26 protein-coding genes are annotated in these 22510 nt (G+C 72.8%); 6 read left to right on the top strand and 20 right to left on the bottom strand.

Annotated elements, in window-relative coordinates:
• Positions 1-92: 92 nt before the first annotated feature.
• The 4 genes from AB0K03_RS02185 to AB0K03_RS02170 all read right to left on the bottom strand — a co-directional run bounded on the left by AB0K03_RS02185 (position 93) and on the right by AB0K03_RS02170 (position 4820).
• Positions 93-1697: an MDR family MFS transporter gene (locus AB0K03_RS02185; RefSeq protein WP_364679195.1), complete on the bottom strand. Its 1605-nt coding sequence runs from the start codon at positions 1695-1697 to the stop codon at positions 93-95.
• 158 nt (positions 1698-1855) lie between these two features.
• Complete coding sequence (locus AB0K03_RS02180) at positions 1856-2290, bottom strand: SCP2 sterol-binding domain-containing protein (protein ID WP_364679192.1); 435 nt, start codon at positions 2288-2290, stop codon at positions 1856-1858.
• Between the two features lie 48 nt (positions 2291-2338).
• Positions 2339-4198, bottom strand: coding sequence for an asparagine synthase (glutamine-hydrolyzing) (asnB, locus tag AB0K03_RS02175; RefSeq protein WP_364679190.1), 1860 nt, complete (start codon positions 4196-4198; stop codon positions 2339-2341).
• Positions 4199-4376: 178 nt separating this feature from the next.
• Positions 4377-4820, bottom strand: coding sequence for a DUF6069 family protein (locus AB0K03_RS02170; protein ID WP_364679187.1), 444 nt, complete (start codon positions 4818-4820; stop codon positions 4377-4379).
• Between the two features lie 110 nt (positions 4821-4930).
• On the opposite strand from AB0K03_RS02170, the gene AB0K03_RS02165 reads away from it, so the two are divergent.
• The 3 genes from AB0K03_RS02165 to AB0K03_RS02155 all read left to right on the top strand — a co-directional run bounded on the left by AB0K03_RS02165 (position 4931) and on the right by AB0K03_RS02155 (position 7706).
• Positions 4931-5443: a MarR family transcriptional regulator gene (locus AB0K03_RS02165; protein WP_364679185.1), complete on the top strand. Its 513-nt coding sequence runs from the start codon at positions 4931-4933 to the stop codon at positions 5441-5443.
• A 137-nt stretch (positions 5444-5580) separates the two neighbouring features.
• Positions 5581-6612 (top strand): hypothetical protein, encoded by a 1032-nt coding sequence (locus AB0K03_RS02160; protein ID WP_364679182.1) that lies wholly within the window; start codon positions 5581-5583, stop codon positions 6610-6612.
• Between the two features lie 89 nt (positions 6613-6701).
• A complete protein-coding gene (locus tag AB0K03_RS02155; protein WP_364679180.1) occupies positions 6702-7706 on the top strand; it encodes a beta-ketoacyl-ACP synthase 3 in 1005 nt (334 codons plus the stop codon).
• A gap of 104 nt (positions 7707-7810) precedes the next feature.
• Here AB0K03_RS02155 and AB0K03_RS02150 read toward each other — a convergent pair whose 3' ends face one another.
• Genes AB0K03_RS02150 through AB0K03_RS02130 form a run of 5 tightly spaced genes read right to left on the bottom strand, consistent with a single transcriptional unit; the run spans position 7811 to position 10847 of the window.
• Positions 7811-8170 carry an antibiotic biosynthesis monooxygenase gene (locus tag AB0K03_RS02150; protein ID WP_364679177.1) on the bottom strand — a complete coding sequence of 120 codons (360 nt, stop codon included), beginning with the start codon at positions 8168-8170 and terminating at the stop codon, positions 7811-7813.
• Positions 8167-8496 (bottom strand): antibiotic biosynthesis monooxygenase family protein, encoded by a 330-nt coding sequence (locus AB0K03_RS02145; protein ID WP_364679174.1) that lies wholly within the window; start codon positions 8494-8496, stop codon positions 8167-8169. The genes AB0K03_RS02150 and AB0K03_RS02145 overlap by 4 nt, the downstream gene beginning before the upstream one ends.
• A 1-nt stretch (position 8497) precedes the next feature.
• Positions 8498-9247, bottom strand: coding sequence for an SDR family oxidoreductase (locus tag AB0K03_RS02140; RefSeq protein WP_364679172.1), 750 nt, complete (start codon positions 9245-9247; stop codon positions 8498-8500).
• 53 nt (positions 9248-9300) lie between these two features.
• On the bottom strand, positions 9301-10353 hold the full coding sequence (locus tag AB0K03_RS02135; RefSeq protein WP_364679169.1) for a methyltransferase: 1053 nt from the start codon (positions 10351-10353) through the stop codon (positions 9301-9303).
• Between the two features lie 32 nt (positions 10354-10385).
• Entirely contained in the window at positions 10386-10847 is a 462-nt protein-coding gene (locus AB0K03_RS02130; protein WP_364679166.1) for a DUF1772 domain-containing protein, read from the bottom strand.
• Positions 10848-11020: 173 nt separating this feature from the next.
• Here AB0K03_RS02130 and AB0K03_RS02125 point away from each other — a divergent pair, with 173 nt between their 5' ends.
• Both AB0K03_RS02125 and AB0K03_RS02120 read left to right on the top strand, forming a co-directional pair.
• Entirely contained in the window at positions 11021-11473 is a 453-nt protein-coding gene (locus tag AB0K03_RS02125) for a DUF1772 domain-containing protein (protein ID WP_364679163.1), read from the top strand.
• Between the two features lie 10 nt (positions 11474-11483).
• Complete coding sequence (locus AB0K03_RS02120) at positions 11484-12215, top strand: SchA/CurD-like domain-containing protein (protein ID WP_364679160.1); 732 nt, start codon at positions 11484-11486, stop codon at positions 12213-12215.
• A gap of 58 nt (positions 12216-12273) precedes the next feature.
• Here AB0K03_RS02120 and AB0K03_RS02115 read toward each other — a convergent pair whose 3' ends face one another.
• The 10 genes from AB0K03_RS02115 to AB0K03_RS02070 all read right to left on the bottom strand — a co-directional run bounded on the left by AB0K03_RS02115 (position 12274) and on the right by AB0K03_RS02070 (position 19241).
• The gene (locus tag AB0K03_RS02115; RefSeq protein ID WP_364679158.1) at positions 12274-12582 is read right to left on the bottom strand and encodes an antibiotic biosynthesis monooxygenase family protein; all 309 of its coding nucleotides are present in this window, start codon (positions 12580-12582) and stop codon (positions 12274-12276) included.
• A 70-nt stretch (positions 12583-12652) separates the two neighbouring features.
• Positions 12653-13117 carry an SRPBCC family protein gene (locus tag AB0K03_RS02110; RefSeq protein WP_364679156.1) on the bottom strand — a complete coding sequence of 155 codons (465 nt, stop codon included), beginning with the start codon at positions 13115-13117 and terminating at the stop codon, positions 12653-12655.
• A gap of 1 nt (position 13118) precedes the next feature.
• The gene (locus AB0K03_RS02105) at positions 13119-13373 is read right to left on the bottom strand and encodes an acyl carrier protein (RefSeq protein ID WP_364679154.1); all 255 of its coding nucleotides are present in this window, start codon (positions 13371-13373) and stop codon (positions 13119-13121) included.
• Between the two features lie 34 nt (positions 13374-13407).
• Positions 13408-14637 carry a ketosynthase chain-length factor gene (locus tag AB0K03_RS02100; RefSeq protein ID WP_364679152.1) on the bottom strand — a complete coding sequence of 410 codons (1230 nt, stop codon included), beginning with the start codon at positions 14635-14637 and terminating at the stop codon, positions 13408-13410.
• Positions 14634-15932, bottom strand: coding sequence for a beta-ketoacyl-[acyl-carrier-protein] synthase family protein (locus AB0K03_RS02095; RefSeq protein ID WP_364679149.1), 1299 nt, complete (start codon positions 15930-15932; stop codon positions 14634-14636). Before AB0K03_RS02095 ends, AB0K03_RS02100 begins: the two co-directional genes overlap by 4 nt.
• The gene (locus AB0K03_RS02090; protein WP_364679146.1) at positions 15929-16354 is read right to left on the bottom strand and encodes a cupin domain-containing protein; all 426 of its coding nucleotides are present in this window, start codon (positions 16352-16354) and stop codon (positions 15929-15931) included. The genes AB0K03_RS02095 and AB0K03_RS02090 overlap by 4 nt, the downstream gene beginning before the upstream one ends.
• 11 nt (positions 16355-16365) lie before the next feature.
• Entirely contained in the window at positions 16366-16707 is a 342-nt protein-coding gene (locus AB0K03_RS02085; RefSeq protein WP_364679143.1) for a TcmI family type II polyketide cyclase, read from the bottom strand.
• Positions 16708-16777: 70 nt separating this feature from the next.
• Positions 16778-18307 carry a peptide MFS transporter gene (locus AB0K03_RS02080; RefSeq protein ID WP_364679141.1) on the bottom strand — a complete coding sequence of 510 codons (1530 nt, stop codon included), beginning with the start codon at positions 18305-18307 and terminating at the stop codon, positions 16778-16780.
• Positions 18304-18837 (bottom strand): hypothetical protein, encoded by a 534-nt coding sequence (locus tag AB0K03_RS02075; RefSeq protein WP_364679138.1) that lies wholly within the window; start codon positions 18835-18837, stop codon positions 18304-18306. The genes AB0K03_RS02080 and AB0K03_RS02075 overlap by 4 nt, the downstream gene beginning before the upstream one ends.
• A complete protein-coding gene (locus AB0K03_RS02070; RefSeq protein WP_364679136.1) occupies positions 18834-19241 on the bottom strand; it encodes a hypothetical protein in 408 nt (135 codons plus the stop codon). Before AB0K03_RS02070 ends, AB0K03_RS02075 begins: the two co-directional genes overlap by 4 nt.
• 130 nt (positions 19242-19371) lie before the next feature.
• On the opposite strand from AB0K03_RS02070, the gene AB0K03_RS02065 reads away from it, so the two are divergent.
• Positions 19372-20343: an acyltransferase domain-containing protein gene (locus AB0K03_RS02065; protein WP_364679133.1), complete on the top strand. Its 972-nt coding sequence runs from the start codon at positions 19372-19374 to the stop codon at positions 20341-20343.
• Here AB0K03_RS02065 and AB0K03_RS02060 read toward each other — a convergent pair.
• Positions 20327-22486, bottom strand: a complete 2160-nt coding sequence (locus AB0K03_RS02060; protein ID WP_364679131.1) for a multicopper oxidase family protein — start codon at positions 22484-22486, stop codon at positions 20327-20329. The genes AB0K03_RS02065 and AB0K03_RS02060 overlap by 17 nt on opposite strands.
• Positions 22487-22510 lie beyond the last annotated feature (24 nt).

Raw genomic sequence — 22510 nt, 5'->3', positions numbered from 1 at the left:
CGAAGCCGGCTGGAGGTGATCTGGAAGCGGAACGAGCCCCCGCACGGGGGACGCGGGAGCTCGTTCCTGCTCGGTAAGGACTGCGGGGCCGGTCAGCCCGTGGTGGCGGGCGCGGGACCGGCGGCCGCCGCGCCGCCCGCACCGGCCGCGCCCGCCTGCGAACGGGGTCCGCCGGGGCCGCCCGGTCCGCCGGGTCCGCGCCGGCGCAGCTGCACGTCCTGCAGCCACAGCGCCAGGACGAAGCCGACGAGCAGCACCGGCACCGCCCACCGGAAGACGGTCGCCAGGCTCGATCCGTACGCCTCGGCGACGGCGCCGCGCACGGCCGGGGGCAGCGCGGACACCGTCTCCGGGGTGAGGTTCTCGCGGTCGGCGCCGAGGGCCGCCGGCAGCTCGGCGGCGAGCCGCGCGTTGAGCACGGCGCCGAACACCGCCACCCCGAAGGAGAAACCGAGGTTGCGCAGGAACCCGACGGTGGACGTGGCGACGCCCATGTCCTGCGGCGGCGCCGCGTTCTGCGCGGCCAGCGTGGTCACCTGCTGGGAGAGGCCGATGCCGAGACCGACCACCGCCAGGAATCCGGCCACCAGCAGGCCCGGGGTGGAGCCACCGACGGTGGACAGCAGGATCGTGCCGGCCGCGGCGATGCCCATGCTGGCCACCACCACCCACTTGTAGTGCCCGCTGCGCGCGATGAGCCGGCCGGACACCACCGAGGCGACGGCGACGCACACCATCGCCGGCAGGTAGAGCAGACCGGTCGCGGTCGGGCTGGCCCCGCTGACCAGCTGCAGGAACAGCGGCACGAAGTTGATGCAGCCGAAGAACGCGAAGCTGCCGGCGAAGGCGATCACCGTCATGATGCTGAAGGTGCGGTCGCCGAACAGCCGCAGCGGGATCAGCGGCTCGGCGGCGGTCCGCTCGATCCACAGCCAGGCCAGCAGGAGCGCCACCGTCGCGGCGGTCAGCGAGACGATCGTGGGCGACGTCCAGGCGTAGTCGTTGCCACCCCAGGTGCTGACGAGCAGGGCACCGACGATCGCGGCGGCGAGGGTGAGGGCGCCGGCGTAGTCGATGCGGGGGCGCCGCTCCGGCGCCCGCCCGGGGTGCAGGAAGCGCATCAGCAGCGCCATGGTCGCCAGGCCGATGGGGACGTTGACGAAGAACACCCAGCGCCAGCCGAGCTGGTCGGTGATCAGCCCGCCGGCCAGCGGCCCGCAGAGGTTGGCGAGGGTGAAGACGACGGCGAAATAGCCCTGGTACTTGGCGCGCTGCCGGGGCTCCAGGAGATCACCGAGGCTGCCCATGCCGAGCACCACGAGACCGCCGCCGCCCAGTCCCTGGAGCACCCGGAAGGCGATCAGCTGCCCCATCGACTGGGCCAGGCCGGCGGCGACCGAGCCGGTGAGGAAGATCGTGATGGCGAGCAGGTGCACCGGCTTGCGGCCGAACAGGTCACCGAGCTTGCCGTAGATCGGCATGGTGACGCTGAAGGCGAGCATGTAGCCGGTGAAGACCCACGCGTAGTGATCCAGGCCGCCGAGCTCGCCGACGACCGTGGGCCCCGCGGTCGCCACGATCGACTGGTCCAGCATGGACATGAACGTGTTGAGCATCAGTGCGGCCAGGACGAAACGCAGATCGTGGCCGAGCGGGCCGGTCGGCGCGGTGCTGGGCTCGTGCGAGGGTCTGGTCACGGCGGCTCCTTGACGCGACAGGCCGGAACTGTGCGTTGAGCATATACCTTCTTGCGGAAACTATGTTCCTTGGGCATGTGGTTGCTGCGGGCAGACTTTTTCACTGCATGAAAAGGCCGGGGCGCGTCGACGCGCGCCCCGGCCTCGTGCGACACCCGTCAGGCCGGCGGGTGGTCGAACCAGTCACCGAGCTTGGTGCCGAACAACGGATTGCCCCGGATCTTGAGCTTGCCGGTCATGAACGCCTTGGCACCCGGGAGCTTGCCCATGCCCATCAGCAGCATGTCCGCGAGCTTGACGCCGAGGGTGATGTCCGGCTTCTCGGCCTTGCCGCGGCCGGTCGTGCACGTGTCGTTCTCGACGTGCACGTAGTGCTCGCGTACGCCGGTGCCGTCGGTGATCTCGAACTGGAACACACCCCGCTTGCCCTTGGCCTTCTGCGGATTGAACTCCGAGGCCAGCAGCGTGAAGATCAGATCCAGCGCCTCGTCCGCCCCGCCGGGCAGCCGGCCGACGGCGGCCTCGAGGTCGTCGTGCGGAGTGTTGTCGATGAGCGCCGTGAGGTTGCGCAGCCGCTCGTCCTGCTCGATCATCGGGTTCCCTTCGGGGGTCGGTGGCCGGTCCACTGCGGACGGCCCGGGTCAGAGCGCGAGCTCGATGTGGTAGCGGTCCAGCCAGGAGTTGAGCTGGAGGACCATTTCGAAGTTCATGCGGAAGAGCCAGTCCTGGACGCCGTCCTCGGTCTCCTCGGCCATGGCGCGGGCGGCCCGCTCGTCCACGAAGGCCGACGCCGGGCTCGACGGGTCCGTCGCGACGGCCAGGACCGCCTCGTGCAGCGCCGTCGTGTACGCGGGGTCCTGGCTGACCGGGAACGGCGCCTTCGGCCGCTGCAGGACCTCTTCCGGCAGCAGCGCACCGGCGGCCGCGCGCAGCAGGCTCTTCTCCCGCGAGTCGAAGGTCTTCATCGCCCACGGGACGTCGAAGAGGTACTGCACGAGCCGGTGGTCGCAGAACGGCACGCGGACCTCGAGGCCGGAGGCCATGCTGAGCCGGTCGTTGCGGTCCAGCAGCATCGGCATCCAGCGGGTGAGCTGCAGGTGGCAGATCTCGCGCATGCGCCGCTCGGCCGCCGGCTCACCGTCGAGCCGCGGCACCTCGGCGAGCGCCGTACGGTAGCCGTCGGCGTAGTACGACTCCATGTCCAGCTTCGCCATGAGACCGCGGTCGATCAGTCCCCGGCCCAGGCCCGCCCGGGTGCCGGGATGCCAGGCCTCGAAGGACACCCACGGGAACATGGGCTGCTCGGCGATGTCGGTGACGTGGATCCAGCTGTAGCCGCCGAAGATCTCGTCGGCCACCTCCCCGGTCAGCGCGACTTTCGCGTGCTCCCGTACCGCCCGGAAGGTCAGGTAGGTGGAGGTGTCCATGTCGCCGAACGGGGTCGGCACGTCCTGGGCGACCAGGCAGGCCAGCCGGGAGCCGGCGTCCATCAGGTCCTGCGGGCTGAGACTGAGCTCGAGGTGGTCGGTGCCGGCGTACGCGGCGACGGCCCTGGCGTAGGGGGCGTCGGGCGCGCTGCGGACCAGGTCCGGCCGGAAGTTCTCGCTGTAGCCGGTGTAGCTCGCGGTGATCGACCGCACCGGCGGGCCGCCCCGGTCCCGGCGTACGGCGGCCGCCAGGGCGGTCAGCGTGCTCGAGTCGAGCCCGCCGGAGAGCAGCACGGCCAGCGGCACGTCGGCGACCATCTCGCGCTCGACGATCTCCCGCAGCATGCCGGCGACGGTCTCGGTGGTGGCCGCGAGGTCCTCCTCGTGCCCGCGGGCCTCCAGCGTCCAGTAGCGCCGGCGCGTCACCCGGCCCGGCTCGACGGTCATCGTGTGCCCCGGGCGCAGCTCGCGGATGTCGCGGAAGACGCCGGCGCCGGGCGTACGCGCCTCGGAGAAGACCTCCCGCAGCCCGTCGGCGTCCACGACCGGCCGCACCGCGGGGTGTGCCAGCAGCGCCTTGTGCTCGGAGCCGAACAGCACCGCGTCGCCGAGGACCGCGACGTGCAGCGGCTTGATCCCGAGCCGGTCGCGGGCCAGGAAGAGGCGGTGGCGGGCCGGCTCCCACACGGCGAAGGCGAACATGCCGTGCAGCCGCCGCGGGCAGTCCTCACCCCATTCCAGGTACGCCCGCAGCACCACCTCGGTGTCGCTGCGCGTACGGAACCGGTGCCCGCGCCCCTCGAGCTCGGCGCGCAGCTCCTGGAAGTTGTAGACCTCGCCGCAGTAGGTGAGCACCGCGACGTCGCGGCCGTCCTCCTGCGCAGTCATCGGCTGGCGGCCGCCGGTGAGGTCGATGACGGCCATCCGGGTGTGGCCCAGCGCGGCCCGCTCGTCGCGCCACACCCCGCTGTCGTCCGGGCCCCGGCAGGCCAGCTGCCCGGTCATCGCCACCGCGTGCCGGGGATCGCGGTCGAGGGCACCGCCGAAGTCCACCCAGCCGGTGATTCCGCACATGTGTCACTCCCTCGTCTCGGCACATCGTCGTTGCGTGTCGGCGCCGAGCCTGCGGGACCGTGCTGGAGAGCAGCTTGAGGGCGGCTGGACCCGGCGGCCCCCTGGCAGCGGAACGGCGACCGAGCGGGTCGGCCGCCGTACTCGGTGGACGAGGTCGTGGCGTGCGGGACGCCGCCGGTCAGCGCCGGTGGGAGGACCGCGCGAACGCGGGGATGACGATGAGCCCGACGGCGGTGTGCATGAGCGCGAGCGTCAGCCGCGAGCTGCCCGGGATGCCGGCGCCGAGCAGCGGGCCACCGTACGAGACGAGCAGGACGACACAGGCGATGACCGTCCAGATGGTCCGCCCGCGAGCCGAGAATCGCTCGAGCAGCGCCAGCAGGCCCCAGCCGGCGAGCGGCGCCAGCAGGCTCATGGCGATGACGGCGACCACCGGCACCGGCTCGAGCTCGGTGCTGCCCGGGCCGGTGGTGGCCTGCAGATCGACGCCGGCCACCGGCACGGCGATGATCCAGATCAGCAGGGCGGCCAGGACCGCCCCGGCGACGGCGAACAGGCGGGCCCGCCGCCGGCGGGACGCGGGAACGGTGGTGCTGGTGCCGGACGAACGCAACTCGGTCATGACTGCCCCTCGCAGTTAAGTGACAACAGCAGGTTGTTGCGTGGAGCATATATCTGCTGGAGCGGCGGGGGAAGCGGGCCGTGCGCCCGGTGGCCGCATAGAATGCGCGCATGCTGGAGACGAGCGCGTCGCAACCGGCCACCGGCGCCGGACCCGGCGACCCGGTCCTGGCCGACATCGAGCGGGCCATGATCCGGATCCGCCGCCGCCAGTCGCGCCGGGCCCTCGGCAAGCACGCCGTCGAGAACCTGCCGCACGACCTGGACCTGCAGCAGATGGCGGTCGTGGACGCGATCGACGAGGGCGCGGCGGCGCAGGCGGACGGCGTCACGGTCGGTCAGATCGCCGAGCGGCTGGGCATCGACCCGTCACGGGCGTCGCGGCTCGTGTCCGCCACGATCGCCAGCGGCTTCATCCGGCGGACCGCCTCGCAGCAGGACGGCCGGCGGATCTGCCTGGAACTGACCGCGTCCGGCCGCGACGTCGTCCAGAACGCCCACCGCAACCGGCAGGCCCTCTACGGGCACCTGCTGCGGGACTGGGATCCCGCCGACCGGGCCGAGTTCGCCCGGCTGCTCACCCGCTTCACCGACGCCCTGGCCGACGCCGAGCACCCGGCCTGAGGCCCGGGCGGAGCCGCCCGTGCTCCAACCTCCCTTGAGCGAGTCTCGAGACGCCTGACCGAGCCTGGCCGGGCCGGGTTCGCGCCGGGGCACGCCGCCCCGATCCGGCAGCACGCAAGCCGGAATCGGGAGGGCTCGTGAGCCAGACGAAGGACAGCGCAGCGGTGTCGCCACCACGGTCGATCACGCTGGCGTACTGGGCGGTCTACGTGGGTACCGTGGCGGCCCTGCTCAGCAACATCCTCGAACTGAGGAGCGCGTACGGCGACGGCGGCGGGCTGGGCGCCACCACGGACCTGGTCCTGACCATCGCGTTCATCGCGATGTTCGCGTTCTTCAACGAGATGATGCGCAAGGGCCGGCAGTGGGGCCGCGTGATCCTGACGATCTTCGGCCTGCTCGGGCTGATGTTCACCACGCTGGGCCTGTTCGGCATCGCCGGCCGGCCGATCGACGGGGCGGCGCAGGTGGCGCTCGGCGTGCTCGGCGCGGTCGCGTCCGTGGCGGGCGTGGGGCTGATGTTCGCGCCCTCGGCCAACGTCTGGTTCCGCGGGCGGCGTGCCGACGCGCGCCAGGTCAGCCAGCAGCTGCGCAAGGTCATGCTGGTCGGCCACATCATCATCTCGGTCGGCTGGCTCGGCCTGATCCTGGGCATGCTCGCGATGGCCGTCACCGCCTGCATCACCGACGACCCGCGCACGCAGTACTCGGTGTACGACATGATGAACCTGCTCGACCAGATCTTCCTCGGGATGACCAGCCTCTTCGCGCTGCTCACCGGGGTCATCGGCGGCGTCGGCACCAAGTGGCACCTCATGCGCCGGCACTGGGTCGCCACCAAGTTCGTCGCCACGATCCTGCTGATGTGCTTCGGCTTCGGCGTGATCCACCAGCTGATCCTGCGGGCGTACGAACTCACCCAGGCCGGCGCGCCGGTGGCCGAGGTCCGCGCCGTCGGCATCCCGCTCGCGATCTGCGCCGGCAGCGCCGTGCTGCTGCTGATCTTCATGACCGTGCTGTCGACGTACAAGCCGTGGGGTTTCACCCGCTACGGCCGCCGGCGCAACGCGGCCGAGCAGCAGGCCCGCCCGGCCCGGCCCGCCGCCCGGCGGCCCCGCACCGCGGCGGTCGGCGCCAAGGCACCCGTGCCGGCCGGCTCCGAGAACTGAACCGCTCCCCCAAGCACGCCGGGCACGGTCCGCACGGGCCGCGCCCGGTCGTGCTTCCCGCCCGCACGACCGTAAGGAGAACCGGTCCGATGACATCCGCCATCCGCACCCTCGACGAGCCCCGGGGCAGCCGCATCCTGGCCGTCGGCACCTACCGCCCGGAACGCGTGGTCGGCAACGAGCACATCGCCGCCGGCACCGGGCTCGATCCCGAGTGGATCGCCTCGCGCTCGGGCATCCGTACCCGCCGCTACGCCGGCCCCGACGAGAGCCTGCCGGTGATGGCCACCGCGGCCGCGCAGAAGGCCCTCGCCGAGGCCGGCATCGACGCCTCGCAGATCGGGTGCGTCGTCGTCGCGACGATCACCCACCTCGAGCAGATGCCGGCCCTGGCCGTCGAGGTGGCGCACCGGCTCGGCGCCCGGGCCGCCACCGCCTTCGACGTCTCCGCCGCCTGCGCCGGCTTCTGTCACGCCCTCGCCCTGGCCTCCGACATGGTCCGGCTCGGGCAGACCGACTACACCCTCGTCATCGGCGCCGAACGGATGACCGACATCCTCGACCACAGCGACCGCGACACCGCGTTCCTGTTCGCCGACGGCGCCGGCGCGGTCGTGGTCGGCCCGTCCGAGCAGCCCGGCATCGGGCCGGTGGTGTGGCGCGCGGACGGCTCCCGCAACTCGGCGCTCAAGATGAGTCGTGGCTGGACCCCGAAGCTGCTCGACGAGCCGGGCGTGTGGCCGGCCATCACGATGTCCGGCTGGAAGGTGTACCGGTGGGCCACCGGCGAGCTGGTGCCCGCCGCCCGCGAGATCGTGTCCCGGGCCGGCCTGGAGCTCGGCGACGTCGACGCGTTCATCCCGCACCAGGCCAACCTGCTCATCACCGAGCACCTGGTGAGCGAGCTCGGCTTCCGCGAGGACACCGCGGTGGCCCGCGACATCATCGCCAACGGCAACACCTCCGCGGCCTCCATCCCGCTCGCGATGGAACAGCTGCTGAGCACCGGCCAGGCCGGCAGCGGCGACACCGCACTGCTGCTCGGCTTCGGCGCCGGGCTGGTCTTCGCCGGCCAGGTCGTGCACCTGCCCTGAGACACCACGGGCGGGAGAGGGGCCCGGCGGGTGCCGGGCCCCTCTCCCGCGTGCACACGAACGGGTCCCGGCCACCGGCCGGGACCCGTTCGGTGAACAGCCCGTCAGTACGCGGCGTCCACCCCGTACAGCCCGAACGGGCGGCCACGGGAGTGGTCCTGGAAGGGCCGCAGGGGCGAGGTGGTCCCCCGGTGCTGCGAGCCCGACTCCCAGCTGCGGAACGCCTCCAGGCTCTCCCACTCGCTGAGCACCACGAACGACTCCGGGTCGAGCACATCGCGCAGCAGCTCGTTGCCCAGCATGCCGGGCGTGCCGGCCAGGCTGCGGCTGATCTCGTGGTACGCCTCGACGACCCGGTCGCGGTCGGCACCGCCGGCCCGGCAGTACAGCATCACCCGGGCCCGCTGCGGACCCGCCGCGGGCGGCTCGGTCGTCGCCGGCTGCGGGCCCACCGCGGCGGTCACGGGGTGACCGCCTGCGCCGCCCCGGTCTTCGCCTCCCCGGCCAGCACCGACATCGTCGCCATCGAGCCGCCCACCCGGTACGGGTGCAGCTTGGACCGGTGCGCCAGGTGCGCCTCGCTGCGCTCGAACTCGCGGAACTGCGCCTCGTCGGTCCAGTCGCTGGTCACGTAGTACGTGGTGCCCTCGCTCTCGGAGCGGCACAGCCAATGGCCCCGGTTCGCCGGGTGCCCGGCGATGACGTCGCGCCCGGCCAGCCACTCGCGTTCGAAGTCGGCCTCCTTGCCGGGGACCACGTCGACCTTGAGCAGCACTCGGAACCCGGCCATGTCACATACCCCCGTCGACGTGGATGGTCTCGCCGGTGATGTACGCCGACAGCGAGCTGGCGAGGAACAGCACCGCGCCGGCGATCTCGGCCGGGGTGCCGAACCGGGTCAGCGCCATCATGTGCTGGTACTTCTCGGCGTACGCGGCGCGTTCCTCGTCGGAGAGCTTGCCCTCCTCGTCGGTGTCGATGACGCCCGGCGCGACCAGGTTGACCCGGATACCGCGCCGGCCGAGTTCCTTGGCGAGCGAGCGGGTGAGCCCGATGAGGCCCGCCTTGCTGGCCGTGTAGTGCGCCCGCAGCGGGATACCGGCCACCGCCGCGCGGGAGCCGACGGTGATCACCGACGCGCCCTCCGGCAGCAGCGGCAGCGCCTTCTGGATGACCAGGAACGAGCCGGTGAGGTTGTTGTCGAGCGTGCGCTGCCACTCCTCGAGGGGCAGCTCGGCGAACGGCACGTGGCTGATCACGCCGGCGTTGTTGACGAGGACGTCGATCCGGCCCAGGTGGGTGCGGGCCACGTCGATGAGCTGCTCCACGTCGGCGGGCACGCTCACGTCGGCCTGCACGAGGCGGTGGTCGCCGCCGATGTTCTTGAGCTCGCGTTCCAGGCTGTCCACGGCTTCGCCGCTCGATCGGTAGCAGGTCACCACGGTGGCGCCGGCCCGGGCGAGCGCGAGCACGATCCCGCGGCCGATGCCGCGGGAGCCTCCGGTCACGAGGACGTTCTTGCCGGCGAGGTCGAGTTGCACGGGGGTACTCCTTCGGTCGGTGGATCGTCGGGTCGGTACGGTCACGGCCGGGCTCAGGCGGGGGCGCACTCCAGCACCGCCCATCGCCCGGGCACCGGGTCGTTCAGCAGGGTCAGCCCGGCCTCGGCCAGCAGCACGCGCCACTGGCTGAGGTCGCGCTCGCGGCCGCCGAAGCGCAGCAGCATGTCGAGGTCGAGCAGCTTGCCGCGGTCCCACCGGTTGCTGGGCGCGACCAGGAACTCGCAGATGAGCAGGCGCGCGCCGGGCGCGGTCAGGGCGTCACGCACGCGGCGCAGGATCCGCACCGCGGAATCGTCGTCCCAGTCGTGCAGGACGGCCTTGAGCAGGTACGCGTCGCGCCCGGCGGGCAGCTCGGCGAAGAAGTCCCCGGCGACGGCCTCGGCCCGGTCGGCGACACCCGCCTCGGCGAAGCGTTCCACCGCGCCCGCGACCACGCCGGGCTGATCCACGAGCAGGCCGCGGACCTCCGGATGGGCGGTGAGGATCTCGGTGAGGAACAGGCCGTTGCCGCCGCCCACGTCCACGACGGAGGCGTACCGGGAGAAGTCGTACTGGCCGACGAACAGCGTCGCGGTGGCCCGGCTCATCTGGGTCATCGCGCGGTCGAAGAGGCGGCCGGCCGCGGGCTCCGCCTCGAGATGCTCGAAGAAGGTACGCCCGTACACCTTGTCGAACGCCGGGCGGCCGGTGCGCACGGTGTGCATCAGTTCGCCGTACGAGCGCCACAGCATCTCGTCGCCGTTGAACAGCACCAGGTCCCGCTGACTGTCCGGGGTGTCCGAGCGCAGCGCCTCGGCGACCGGGGTGAGCGCGTACCGGCCGTCCTCCTGCTCGGCGAACACGCCGAAGCCGGCCGCGACCCGCAGCACCCGGGCGAGCGCGTCCGGATGGGTGTCGGTGGCCTTGGCCAGGTCGGCCACGGTCCGCGGGCCGTCCGCCAGGTGGTCGGCGACGCCGAGCTCGGCGAGCACGTGCACCACCTGCGAGATCCGCTTGCCGTCGGTGAGCAGCAGCAGCCTCAGGTGCGGCGGGAGCACCGCGGCCATCGCCGGACCGACCACACCGATCATGTCCTCGTCCTGCATGGGTTTCCTCCTTGAGAAGCGACCGGCCGCGGTCAGAGCACGGCGGCGACGGCGCAGACGTTGACGACGAGGGCGCAGACCGCGAGGACCGTGCGCACCAGGTTCCAGTTGCGCCAGCGCACCCGCGGGTCGAGCCGGTCCCAGTCGGCCGGCAGCCGCTCCGGGTCGAGCGTGGAGATCCAGCGGTTGATCGGCACGTTCTTGGTCAGCGAGACCGCCATGGCGCACACCAGCAGCACCGCCGCCAGTCCGGTCAGCAGCCGGAAACCGCCGGACGGCCCGGTCAGGGTCAGCGCCAGGTCGAAGACCAGCGCCGCCGACATGCTGATCGGCATGAACGGGTCGAAGCGCGTCACCAGGAACTGGTGCACGGGCACGTATCGGTCGGTGGGCAGCGCCAGCAGCAGTGGCGCCCCGCCCAGTGACGAGATCATCAGGCCGCCGGCGGCGAAGCCGCTGAACAGCAGCGCGAGTGGCAACAGGACGCGTACCACGGGTGCCTCCCTCTTCATTCGGTCCGGCGCCCACTGTCCGGGCGCCGGGTCGAACGGCCCTCGAAGGTGGCTGGAAGCGGCCGGCGTGCGGCTCGAGCCGGGCTCCATCGCCGTTCCAGGCGCGCGCGGGAGCATCGCCGGCGGCGGCACCGACCCGAGGAGGGGGAACCGGCATGACCGGCTTGTTGTGTGTCGTGGTGCTGCTGGGCAGCGGCATCACGCTCGGAGTGTTCTTCGCGGTGGCGGTCAGCGTCGCGCCGGCGCTGGCCACCCTGCCGCCGCCGCAGTACGTGCAGACCCACCGGCTGCTGGGCCGCGGCTATCACCCGGCGATGCCGATCATCACGAACGTGACCACGGTGACCGGCATCCTGCTGGCGATCGTCGCCGACGAGCCCGCCGCCAAGGTGCTCTTCGCCGCCGGGGTGCTGCTGGTCATCGGGGTGCAGGCGGTGTCGCACCTGGGCAACGTGCCGATCAACCGTTCGCTGCGGGGCTTCGACGGCGCGACCCCGCCGGGGTGGGTGGACCCGCGGCCGCAGTGGCGGGCCTGGCACCTGCTGCGCACCGCCCTGGCCACCGCCCTGCTGCTCGTCAACGCGATCGCCGTGATCGCGGCCAACTGAGGGAGGCACCATGCCGTTCGCCGGCATCAGCTACAAGGTCAAGCCCGGCCACGAGGACCGCATCGCCCGGGTCTTCTCGCCGGAGAATTTCCAGCGCGTGGACTCGCCCGTGCTGCGCGACACCGACGGCGCGGAGCTCGGCTACCTGACCTGCACCGGACTGTTCATCCGGGACGACACGATGGTGCGGGTGATCCAGCACGACGGCGGCACCACCGCGGACATCCGCCGGCACATGTCGGTGCAGGAGGGGGTGCACGCCGCGGAGCGGGAGATCATGCCGTACCTCACCGAACCGCGCGACACCGAGACGCCGGAGGGCTTCGCCGCGCACTTCGACCGGAGCGCGATGACCGTGCTGGGGCTGCAGCAGCGCGACAACCGGCCGGCGGCCGGGCTGGTGGCACTGCACTACCGGGTACGCCCGGGCAGCGGTGCGGCCGTCGCGGCGGCGTACCGCCGTACCGAGGCCGTGCTGCGCCGGCCGGCCGCCGCGGAAAGCCCGGTCATCGCCACCTTCCTGCTGGTGCGCGACGACGACGTGGTCCGGGTGGTGCAGCACGACAGCCACGACGATCAGGACGTGCTGCGGTTCCTGGGCGGGCAGCCGCTGTCCGTGGCGACGGATGCGTGGCTGGCGCCGTACCTGAGCCGGGCCCGGACGACGCCGGACCTGGAGTCGCACGTGGCCGCGCACCGCATGCGCTGCGTCTCGCACCTGTCGGCTGCGGTCCTGAACTGAGCCCGCGCACACGACGGCGCCGGAACGCTCTGCGTTCCGGCGCCGCTTCGCGGGTGCCTCAACCGGCGGCGGGCACCAGGTCGGTCACGACGTCCAGCAGGGTCATGCTGCCGCCGGCCCGGATCGCCCACAGCTCCTTCAGGTACGCTTGCTGCCGCTCGCTGCGCTCGAACGCGCGGAAGGCCGGCTCGTCGGTCCAGTCGGTGAGCACCACGTACGCGTCGTCCCGGTCGGTGCGGCGCAGCAGTGTCTGCCCGTGATTGTCGGCCAGCGTGGCGACGTGGGCCGCGTGGTCGTGCCACAGCCGCTCGAACCGCTCCGTCGCCTCCGGCTGGATCTCGATCTGCAAGAGCACTCGCAGGGTCATGTCCGCGTTCTCCCTTCCCTCATACGGAACGGGACCGCGCCCCCACCGGCACGGTCCCGTTCCCGTCCTGTCAGCGCGCGCCGGCCGGCTGCTGGGCCGCGGCCTCCACGAGCTGCTTGATCCGGGCCATCTCCCGGCGGGTGTTGGTGTTGAGCCGGTCGGCCATCGCCTCGTCGCCGAAGGGCAGTTCCGGGCGGACCGTGAACTCCTGCCGCCAGCGCATCCGGACGCCGCCGTCGGCCTCGGCGTACTCCCAGAACAGGTTCATGTATTCGAACGGCCCGGTCTCGATGCGCCGGGCCCGCACGGTCCGGGTGACCGGGTCGGGCGTCCGCTCGGACACCCAGCTCCACACCTGACCGTTCTCGTCCGGGTGCAACGTGAGCCGGAACCGGACGGTGTCGCCGTCGCGCTCCAGGATCTCCGCGGCGGAGTACTCGCTGAACAGCTCGGGCCAGGACGCCACGTCGTTGGTCATCTCCCAGACGAGATCCATCGGCGCGGCGATGACGATCTCGTTGTCGGTGACGGTCACGTCAGGCCACCGCCAGCTTGCCGTTGACGTAGCGGAGCACGTCGCCCGGGCTGTTGAGCTCCTCGATGGCTTCGTCGGGAATCTCGAGCTTGTACTCGCGCTGCAGCTGGCTGGCCATCTCGAGCACGGCCAGCGAGTCGTAGCCGAGCTCGCGGAACTGCTGGTCGGTGATGTCGCCGCTCAGGTCGACGCCGTCGTCGACGCCACTGCACAGGAGCATGATCTGCTTCAACTGGTCGATCGTCAGCTCGCTCACGGTCGTTCTCCTCGGGTCGCTCGGTGCGGATGGGTCAGCGGACAGCGGTCAGGACGGCTGCGGCGTTGAAGCCGCCGTATCCCCGCGCCAGCACCAGGGCGGTGCGCACGGGCAGCTCCCGGGCCCGGTCGCGGACCAGGTCGAGGTCGCGGCCGTACCCGGCGGGGTCGGTGATGTTGACGGTCGGCGGGACCACACCGTCGCGGATCGTCAGCAGGGCCGTGACGACGTCGAGGGCGGCGCCGCCGGCGTAGAGCCGGCCGGTCATCGTCTTGGGCACGGTCACCGGCACGCCCCGCGCGCCGAAGACGGCGGTGATCGCCTCGGCCTCCTGCCGGTCGGCGGCCGCGATGCCGGCGCCGTCGGCGAAGACCACGTCCACCTCGTCGGCGCGCACCCGGGCGTCGTCGAGGGCGAGCCGGATCGCCCGGCGCAGGCCGGGTTCGCGGTCGCTGCCCGGCCGGGGATCGGTGGTGGCGGCGTACCCGGCCACCTCGCCGTAGATGCGGGCGGCCCCGCGCACCCGCGCAACGGTCAGGTCCTCGAGGGTGAACATGCCGCCGCCCTCGCCGGGGACGTACCCGTGCGCCGCGGCGTCGAACGGCAGGTAGGCCCGGTCCGGCTGGTCGCCGTCGGCCAGCAGCCCGGTGGACAGCTGGCACACCAGGCCGTACGGCGACAGCGACGCGTCGGTGCCGCCGCCCAGCACGAACCTCGTCCCGCCGGCGAGCACCCGCCGGGTCTGGGCCAGCACGTCGAGACCACCCGCCTGCTCGGCCACCATCACGCCGCACGGGCCACGCATGCCGTGCCGGATGGAGAGCTGTCCGGTCGTGGCGGCGTAGAACCACGCGATGGACATGTACGCGCCCACCGCGTGCGGGCCCTCGGCGTACAGCTTCTGCAGCTCGCGCTGCCCGAACTCGACGCCGCCGGAGGAGTTCGCGGTGATGACCGCGGTGTCCAGGTCCGCTAGGGCGTCCAGGTCGATGCCGCTGTCGGCGAGCGCCTGCTCCGCCGCCACGAACGCGTAGTGCGTCATCGGGTCGGTCTCGCGCAGCAGCCGGCTCGGCACGTGCCGGGCGGCGTCGAAGCCGCTCACCTCCCCGGCCACCCGCGAGGGGTAACCGGAGGGGTCGAACCGGGAGATCACCCCGAGCGAGCCCTTGCCGGCGCAGGTGGCCTCCCAGTGCTCGGCCACGTCGTTGCCGGTCGGGGCGACGACACCCAGGCCCGTCACCACCGGTCGCACGGTCCGGCTCATGCGGCTGCCCTCCGGCGGTCGGCGCCACGGGCGGTGTCGCGCAACGAGGACAGCACGATGGCGCTCTGGAAGCCGCCGAACCCGCTGCCCACGCTCAGCACGGTGTCCACGGGCAGTTCCCGGGCGGTGACCGGCACGTAGTCGAGGTCGCACTGCGGATCCGGCTCGCTGTAGTTCGCGGTCGGCGGCACCAGGTTGCGGTCGATCGCCAGCGCGCTCGCGGCGATCTCGATCGAGCCGATGGCCCCGAGCGAGTGCCCCACCATGGACTTGATGGAGCTGACCGGCAGCTCGTACGCGTGCGCCCCGAGGCTGCGCTTGTACGCCGCTGTCTCGTGCCGGTCGTTCTGCTTGGTGCCGGAGCCGTGCGCGTTGACGTAGTCCAGGTCCTCGGGGTTGAGCCGGGCCTGTGCCATGGCCGCGACGATGGCCTCGCCCATCTCCCGGCCGTCCTCCTGGAGACCGGTCATGTGGAAGCCGTTGGCGCGGGCCGCGTACCCGACGATCTCGCAGTAGATGCGGGCGCCGCGGCGGACGGCGTGCTCGTAGTCCTCCAGCACGAACATCGCCGAGCCCTCGCCCAGCACCAGGCCGTTGCGCCGGCGGTCGAACGGCCGGCATGCGGTCTCCGGGTCGTCGTTGCTGGTGGAGGAGGCGCGCAGAGTGTCGAAACAGGACACCGTGATGGGGTAGATCGGGGCGTCGGCGGCCCCGGCCAGCACCACGTCGGCCGAGCCCTCCTGCACCAGGTGGTAGCCGTAACCCACCGAGTCGATGCCCGCGCAGCAGCCGGTGCTGATGACGGTCGACGGCCCCTCCGCGCCCGCGGCCCAGGCCACCTCGGTCGCCAGCGAGCTCGACATCACGTACTTGTAGAGGTGTGGCATCGCGTACCCCGGGTCGACGAGCCACCGGGCGCCGTCGTCGGACACGACGCGGTATTCCTGTTCCATCGAGATGGCGTTGCCGACGCCGTTGCCGACGCTGACGCCGACGCGGCCCGGGTCGCCGGCGGCCGGCTCGATCCCGGCGTCGGCGAGCGCCTCGCGCGTGGCCGCCAGCGCGAACTGGCCGGCCCGGTCGGTACGGCGGATCTCCTGGTGGGACAGCCCGGCGCGCTCGGGGTCGAAGACGCACTCGGCGCCGATGCGGCTGCGGAACGGGCTGGGGTCGAACAACGAGATCGTGCGGGTGGCGGTCTTGCCGTGCGAGACCAGGTCCCAGAACGACTCCCGGCCCGGGTCGCCGGGCGCGACCACGCCGATCCCGGTCATGACGACGCGGCGCACGCTCACGCCGGACCACCCACCTCGGGCAGGGCGCCCGGGCCGGGCAGCTCCTCGCAGTCCACGTGGCCCAGGTCGGGCCGCGGCGCCATCGGGCTCAGGTGGAAGACCACCATGGCCGGCTCGCCGGTGTGGTTCTCGATCCGGTGCCGCACGTTGATCGGCACCATGATCGCCTCGTCGGGGCCGACCTGCACGGGCATGCCGTCCAGCCGCACGGTCACCGTGCCGCGGACCACGTAGAGGAACTCCTCGGAGTACGGGTGGTAGTGCTCGCTGACGTACTCGCCGGGCTGCAGGTGCCCGCATCCCATGAAGCCGGAGGTGGCGCCCACGGTGAGCGGGCTGAGCATGACGCGCAGGTCCCCGCCGCGGCGGCGGTTCGGCGTCACGTCGGCCGCGGCCACCTTGGGGAAGGTCGTGGTGGACATCGGTACTCCCTTCAGGACCGCGCGGAGGCGTCGGCGGCCTCCCAGCGGTAGAACTGCTCGGCCATCGAGTCCTTCGGCTCCGCCCACGCCGGGTCGTACGGCGTCATGTACTGCGCCAGCTGGGTGTTGATGCGCTGGTACAGCGGGTGGCTGCGGGCCTGGTAGAGGCTGGGGTTGATGCTGTCCCGGGCCTCGACCAGGTGGAAGTAGAGGCCGTGGAAGGAGAAGAGGCTCCGGCGGTGCACGCCGATCATGTGCGGCAGTTCGGTGGCGTCCGACTCCGCGAAGATGTCCGCCACCGCGGCGCGGTCCTTGGGGTCGAGACGGGCGACGATCAGAGTTCTGGTCTCCACGGGGTGTCCCTTCCGAGAGCTCGTGGTCAGGGCTGACGACAACGGCTGAGGTGATGCTGGCAACGGGCGCTCAAGAGGCGATCGAGGACGGATGGACGCGCGTGCGGCCGATCCGCAGCCGCCGGTCGACCCGCGCGGACCGGCCGGCCAGCACGGCGCCCACGGCGAACGCCGCGACGCTGAACAGGGCGAAGTACACCGGGCCGGGCAGCACCTCGACGAGACGGCTCAGCTGGCCGCCGAGCCCCGCACCGCAGGCGGCGCCGAGGTAGTAGAGGCCGATCAGCCGGCTCTCGTACCCGCGCGGTGCCATCTCGGCGGTGACGCTGAGCCCGACCGGGCCGAACGTCACCTCGCCGCACGCCTGGCACAGGAACGCCAGAACCAGCCAGAGCGGCGACACCACCCCCGAGCCGGCGAGCACGGCCGCCACGGCGACCACGGCGAAGCCCGCCGCGGAGGTGAGCAGGCCGGCCGCGAGCTTCACCGGGGCGCCGGCGCGGCTGCCCAACCGCACCCACAGCCACGCCGAGAGGGGCGCGACGAGCAGCAGGAACAGCGGGTGCAGCGACTGGAACCAGCTCGCCGGCACCAGCCACGACCCGACACCACGATCGGTGTGCTCCCGGGCGAACAGCACGAACGAGGACCCGAGCTGGCTGAAGAGCAACCAGAACAGCGAGGACGGCACCAGCACCCACCGGTACGCACGGATCCGCGCCCGGTCCCCCGCGCCGAACTCCGGCCGGCGCATGAGGTGCCGGTAGTAGAGGAACGGCGCGGTGAGGGCGACCAGGCCCAGCGGTGCGAGCAGGTGCTCCACCGCGAACGTGCCGGCCGCCGCGTCGGCGCCGTACACCAGGGCGGCGACGGCGACGATCAGCGCCGTGCGCCGCAGGGCTCGCCGCCGTGTCGCGGGCCCGGCGGGGTTCGGTGGCTCGAGACCTTCGGGCCCGAACCGCCGCAGGCCCGCGACCAGCCGCAGCACGCCGATGGTCATGCCCACGGCGGCCGCGCCGAAGCCGAGGTGCCAGTTCACCCGTTCCCCGAGCAGGCCGGTCACCAGTGGCGCCAGCAGGGCGCTGACCTGCACGCCCATGTAGAACACCGCGAACGCGGCCTCCCGCAGCGCGCTGGTGGCGCGCGGGTACAGCACGGTGAACAGGACCGGCAGGTTCGGCTTCACCAGCCCGGTGCCCACCGCGATCAGGAGGAGGCCGAGGTAGAAGGTGCCGCGCGCGGGCACGGCGAGGACGTAGTGCCCGGCCGCGATGAAGTAGCAGCCGTACAGCAGGGCGCGGCGGGTGCCGAGGATGCGGTCACCCACCCAGCCGCCCGGCAGGCCGGCGATGAACACCGAGGCCATGTAGAGGCCGAAGAGCGCCCCCGCGGTGCCCGCCCCGAGCCCGAGCCCGCCGTCGGCCACCGGTGCCGCGGCGTACAGGAACAGCAGCGCCTGCATGCCGTAGAAGCTGAAGCGTTCCCACAGGTCGACCACGAACAGGGTGCTGAAGCGCGGGTCGCGGAAGAACGACCAGACGGAGCGGACCTGATCAGCGGCGTCGGCGACACCCGGGTCCGCGGCGCCGACGGCGGTCACGCCTCCTCCGCGGCCGCGACCGTGGCGGGCTCCGGCGCCTCCTCGACCTGCGGTTCGGCGCGCACGGCGAGGACCACCGAACCGACGCTGAGCACCGGTACGCCCGACCGGTCCGCCAGGCTCGTCGTGCCGCTGAGGAACGCGGTCGCGCCGACGGCGTCGTCGAGCCGTACCCGGTGCAGCAGCCGGTCCCCCGGGTGGACGGGCGAGTGCAGCTTGACGTTGCGGGCACCGGCGAAGAACAGCGTGCCCTCGTGCGGCTGACCGTTCGCGCGGGCCGCCCGGGCCCACAGCGCGGCGGCGCTCTGCACGAACGACTCCAGCACGAGCGCGGCCGGGTACGCGTACGCCGAGTCCGGCGCGTCCTCGTCGACGTCGGCGTAGCAGGGCTCGGAGCCGGTGACGGCCTTGAGCGCGACCAGCCAGCTCTCCGCGCCGCGGGCGGTGACGGACTCCTCGAGGATGCGGTCCACCAACAGGATGGGGTGCCGGTGCGGCAGGATGCGGCGCAGGTCGCCGTGGCCGGTCATGCGGCACCTCCGGTGGTCGGCAGAAAAGTGACGGTGAGCGCGGCGACCCGCTCGGTGCCGTTGCGGCTGCACCGGGCGGTGGCCTCGGTCTCCCCCGACGCCGCGCCGGCGCAGGTGACGTGGACGCTCAGCCGGTCGCCCGCCGACAGCGGCGCGAAGACACGCAGCGACACGACGCCGGTCAGGGTGGCTGTCCGCGGCCCGGATGAGCCGGCGCTGAGCAGCACGTCGAGGGCCTGGCGCGCGGTCTCGAGCACGAACACGCCCGGATAGACCGGACGGCCCGGATAGTGGCCGGCGAGGTACGGGTCCCCGGCGCTGACGGTCTTGGCGGCCACGACCTCGTTCGGTGAGAGCACCGTGACGTGGTCGACGGCCGCCAGGGGCACGGCGGTGCTGGCCATCTCTGCCTCCTGTGCTGGCGATGGGCGATGACCACCGCAGCCTCACGGCGGCGCCTAGAAGTCCGCTGGACTCCTTCTCGAGCGGTGGCCGCCACGATCGGCACGCGGATCGAAGAAGGCGAGGACCGAGATGGACGAACGACGGGTCGCGTTGCTGTTCCCCGGCACCGGAGCCCAGTACCCGGCGATGGCCGCCGGGCTGTACGGCACGGAGCCGGTGTTCACCGCGGCGGTGGAGGAGGTGCTGGCCGCCTTCGGCGGGCGTGGAGACCTGCTGCGGGCGGACTGGCTGGAGGGCCGGCCGATCGACCACGTCACCCGCTCCACCCCCCTGCTGTTCGCCGTCGACTACGCGCTCGGCCGGCTGGTGCTCAGCTGGGGGGTGCGCCCGGCCGCGCTGCTGGGCCACAGCATCGGGGAGATCGTGGCGGCGACGCTGGCGGGCGTGTTCGAGGTCGCGGACATCGCCCGGGTCATCGCCGTACGGGCCCGGCACCTCGCGGACGCACCGCCGGGCTCGATGCTCGCCGTGGCCGCGGGACCGGACGACGTCGCGCCGTACCTGGGCGGCGATCTGGTGGTGGGCGCGGTGAACGCGCCCCGGCAGGTGGTCCTGTCGGGGCCGGCGGACCGGCTGGCACTGGCGCGCACCGCGCTGCGCGACGACGGCTGGATCTGCCGGCCGGTCCCTGCGCTGAGCCCGTTCCACAGCCCGGCCATGCGCGATGTCGCGGCCCGCGGCGCCGATCTGTACACCACGCTGCGGCCCCGGCCGCCGCGCCTGCCGGTCTACTCCGCCTACCTCGGGCGGCTGATGACCGCCGGGGACGCGACGGACCCCGGATTCTGGATCGGGCAGCCCGCCGCCCCGGTGCTGTTCTGGCCCGCGCTCGAGGCGCTGCTGGACGGCGGTTCGTACCACCTGGTGGAGGCCGGACCCGGGGACGGGCTGACGACACTGGCCCGCCAGCACCCGGCCGTGCGGGACGGGTTCAGCGTCACGACGGCGCTGCTGCCGTTCCGCCGGAAGCCGGGCCGGGGCGACGCCGGGACCGCCGCCCTGGCCCGGGACCGGCTCACGGCGCTCACTCCGGCTGGTTAGGGGTGCCGCGGCCCATCTCGTACGGGCTGCTCACGCCGGTGTAGACGAGGTGCATCATCATTCCCACCTGGGTGTGTTCGAGGTTGTGGCAGTGGTCCATCCAGATGCCCGGGTTGTCGGCGCGCAGAGCCACCTCGTACACCTCGCCGGGGGCGACGTTGAGGGTGTCGGTCCACCACGGGCTGCCGGAGGCGGCCACGCCGTTGCGGCTGAGCACCAGCATCGTGTGCCCGTGCGGGTGCATCGGATGGTCGTCCAGGCTGCGGTTGGCGAACGTCAGCTTCACCAGGTCGCCCTCGCTGACCACCTGCGCGGGCACGTCCGGGAAGGACGCGTTGTTCACGGTCCACTTGCCCGTGAAGTGCCCGTCGTAGAAGCCGAAGCTCAGGCCCAGCCGAAGCTCGTAGTCGCGGTCGAAGCGGCTGCCGGCACCGAACGGCGTCGGGGCCGGGGTGCCGTAACCGAGCGGGTCGAGCACTCCGGTCGCGGGGCTCACCGGCACCGGGGCTCCGTCCGGCGCCGGCCCGGTCAGCACCGCCAGCGAGTCGCGTGCCTGCCGGTCGGTACGCCGGTCACGACCCTGCTGGGCGCCGCCGTACTGGTTGTCCTCGCCGCAGCCCTCGCTGAAGCCGAACGGGCTCGGCAGGCCGTTGGCGTCCCCGGTGACCGACAGCTGCACGGTGGTGGCCGGCTGCACGTACTCCAGGTCGTACCGGCCGCCGCCGGCCACCCGTACCTGCGTGCCGGTGAGGTCGGTGGGCCCGTGCACGTCGACGCCGTCGATGGCCACCACCCGGTACGCCGTCCCGGTCAGCGCGAAGGTGCGCGGGCAGTTGTCGGCGTTGACCAGCCGCATCCGGACCGTGCGCCCGGCGGGCACCTGCTCGCGCCGCACCCCGGTCGTGTCGCCCAGCGCGGTCCGCGCCCGGCCGCCGACGTCCCAGGCGTGCGCGACGACCGCGGTGTCGACCACATCGGCGGGCGGCCCGGCCGGCGGCTCGATGACGAGGGCGCCGAACAGTCCGCGGAACACCTGGGTGGCCGACTGCTGGTGCGAGTGGTACCAGAACGTGCCGACCTGGTCGGTGCGGAGGCGATAGACGTGGCTGCGGCCGGGCGCGACCGCGTCCTGGGTCACCCCCGCCACGCCGTCCTCGGCGTTGGCCACGTGCACTCCGTGCCAGTGCACGGTGACGCCGGCGGCGACATCGACGTTGACCAGGGTCACCTCCACGAGGCTGCCGGCGCGGATCCGGAGGGTGGGGCCGGGGATGCTGTCGTTGAAGGCGTACGCGTCGACGGTCTCGCCGGACGCCAGCCGCATCGTCCGGTGCCGCGCGGTGAGCGTGATCCGTTGCGCCGGCTCGCCGGCCGGGCCGGTGAGCCGGTCCACGGGCACGTCGTGGACGCCGTGCGGGCTCAGCGCCTGGGCGGCGGTGTGCTCGTGGGCCGTCATGCCGATGCGGCCGGGCAGCCGGCTCGCCGCGTACGCCTGCGCGGTCCACACGCCGAGCACGAGCAGCACGACGCCGGCCTTGGCAGCGCCCTCCAGCAGCCGCCGCGGCAGCGGGATCCCGGTGAAGCCGGGCGCCGCGATCTGCCGGGCCTGCCGGCGCCGCCACAGGGTGAGCACCACTGTGACGAGCCCGAGCACGACGAGGGTGACCGCCGCGCGGGGCAGGTACGGCTCGACCGGCGGGCTCAGGGTCCACACAAGACTGAGCAGGGCGCCGGCCGCGGTGGCCTGGACCGGCACCACGAGCGCCGGCGACGCCGCGTCCCGGCGCAGGTCCGCAGCGGTGACCGGGGAGCGGGCGATCCGCCAGTAGCGCGGGGTCACCAGCGCCGCGACGGCCACGGCGGGCAGGACCAGCGGCGGCAGGGCGACCGTGATGAAGTCGGCGCCCAGCGACCAGCCGTGGGCGCTGAGGGCGGCCGCCGCGTACGCCCGTGCCACCACCGTGATCAGTCCTGCGGCGAGCAGGATCAGCCCCAGCCGCGAGCGCCGGCGGATCGTCCCGGCGCTGCGGCGCAGGGCCAGCCGGCCGGCGCCGACCGCGGCGGCGAACCACAGCGGGAGGGCCAGCAGGGCGAGTTCCACGTTGAGTTCGTACAGGGCTTCCATGACCGACTCTGTCTGCACCGCTCCAGGGTGGTCGGATTAACG

It is taken from the genome of Actinoplanes sp. NPDC049316 (assembly GCF_040677315.1).
In the GTDB taxonomy this organism is placed as follows: domain Bacteria; phylum Actinomycetota; class Actinomycetes; order Mycobacteriales; family Micromonosporaceae; genus Actinoplanes.
The sequence above is the reverse complement of the archived record's forward strand: the minus strand, read 5'-3'. Positions and strand labels throughout refer to the sequence as shown.

Coding starts and splice junctions, on each gene's coding strand:
- AB0K03_RS02180 (WP_364679192.1), bottom strand. CDS start 2,290: ATGATCGAGCAGGACGAGCGGCTGCGCAACCTCACGGCGCTCATCGAC.
- asnB (WP_364679190.1), bottom strand. CDS start 4,198: ATGTGCGGAATCACCGGCTGGGTGGACTTCGGCGGTGCCCTCGACCGC.
- AB0K03_RS02170 (WP_364679187.1), bottom strand. CDS start 4,820: ATGACCGAGTTGCGTTCGTCCGGCACCAGCACCACCGTTCCCGCGTCC.
- AB0K03_RS02165 (WP_364679185.1), top strand. CDS start 4,931: ATGCTGGAGACGAGCGCGTCGCAACCGGCCACCGGCGCCGGACCCGGC.
- AB0K03_RS02155 (WP_364679180.1), top strand. CDS start 6,702: ATGACATCCGCCATCCGCACCCTCGACGAGCCCCGGGGCAGCCGCATC.
- AB0K03_RS02145 (WP_364679174.1), bottom strand. CDS start 8,496: ATGGCCGGGTTCCGAGTGCTGCTCAAGGTCGACGTGGTCCCCGGCAAG.
- AB0K03_RS02135 (WP_364679169.1), bottom strand. CDS start 10,353: ATGCAGGACGAGGACATGATCGGTGTGGTCGGTCCGGCGATGGCCGCG.
- AB0K03_RS02125 (WP_364679163.1), top strand. CDS start 11,021: ATGACCGGCTTGTTGTGTGTCGTGGTGCTGCTGGGCAGCGGCATCACG.
- AB0K03_RS02120 (WP_364679160.1), top strand. CDS start 11,484: ATGCCGTTCGCCGGCATCAGCTACAAGGTCAAGCCCGGCCACGAGGAC.
- AB0K03_RS02115 (WP_364679158.1), bottom strand. CDS start 12,582: ATGACCCTGCGAGTGCTCTTGCAGATCGAGATCCAGCCGGAGGCGACG.
- AB0K03_RS02100 (WP_364679152.1), bottom strand. CDS start 14,637: ATGAGCCGGACCGTGCGACCGGTGGTGACGGGCCTGGGTGTCGTCGCC.
- AB0K03_RS02090 (WP_364679146.1), bottom strand. CDS start 16,354: ATGTCCACCACGACCTTCCCCAAGGTGGCCGCGGCCGACGTGACGCCG.
- AB0K03_RS02075 (WP_364679138.1), bottom strand. CDS start 18,837: ATGACCGGCCACGGCGACCTGCGCCGCATCCTGCCGCACCGGCACCCC.
- AB0K03_RS02070 (WP_364679136.1), bottom strand. CDS start 19,241: ATGGCCAGCACCGCCGTGCCCCTGGCGGCCGTCGACCACGTCACGGTG.
- AB0K03_RS02065 (WP_364679133.1), top strand. CDS start 19,372: ATGGACGAACGACGGGTCGCGTTGCTGTTCCCCGGCACCGGAGCCCAG.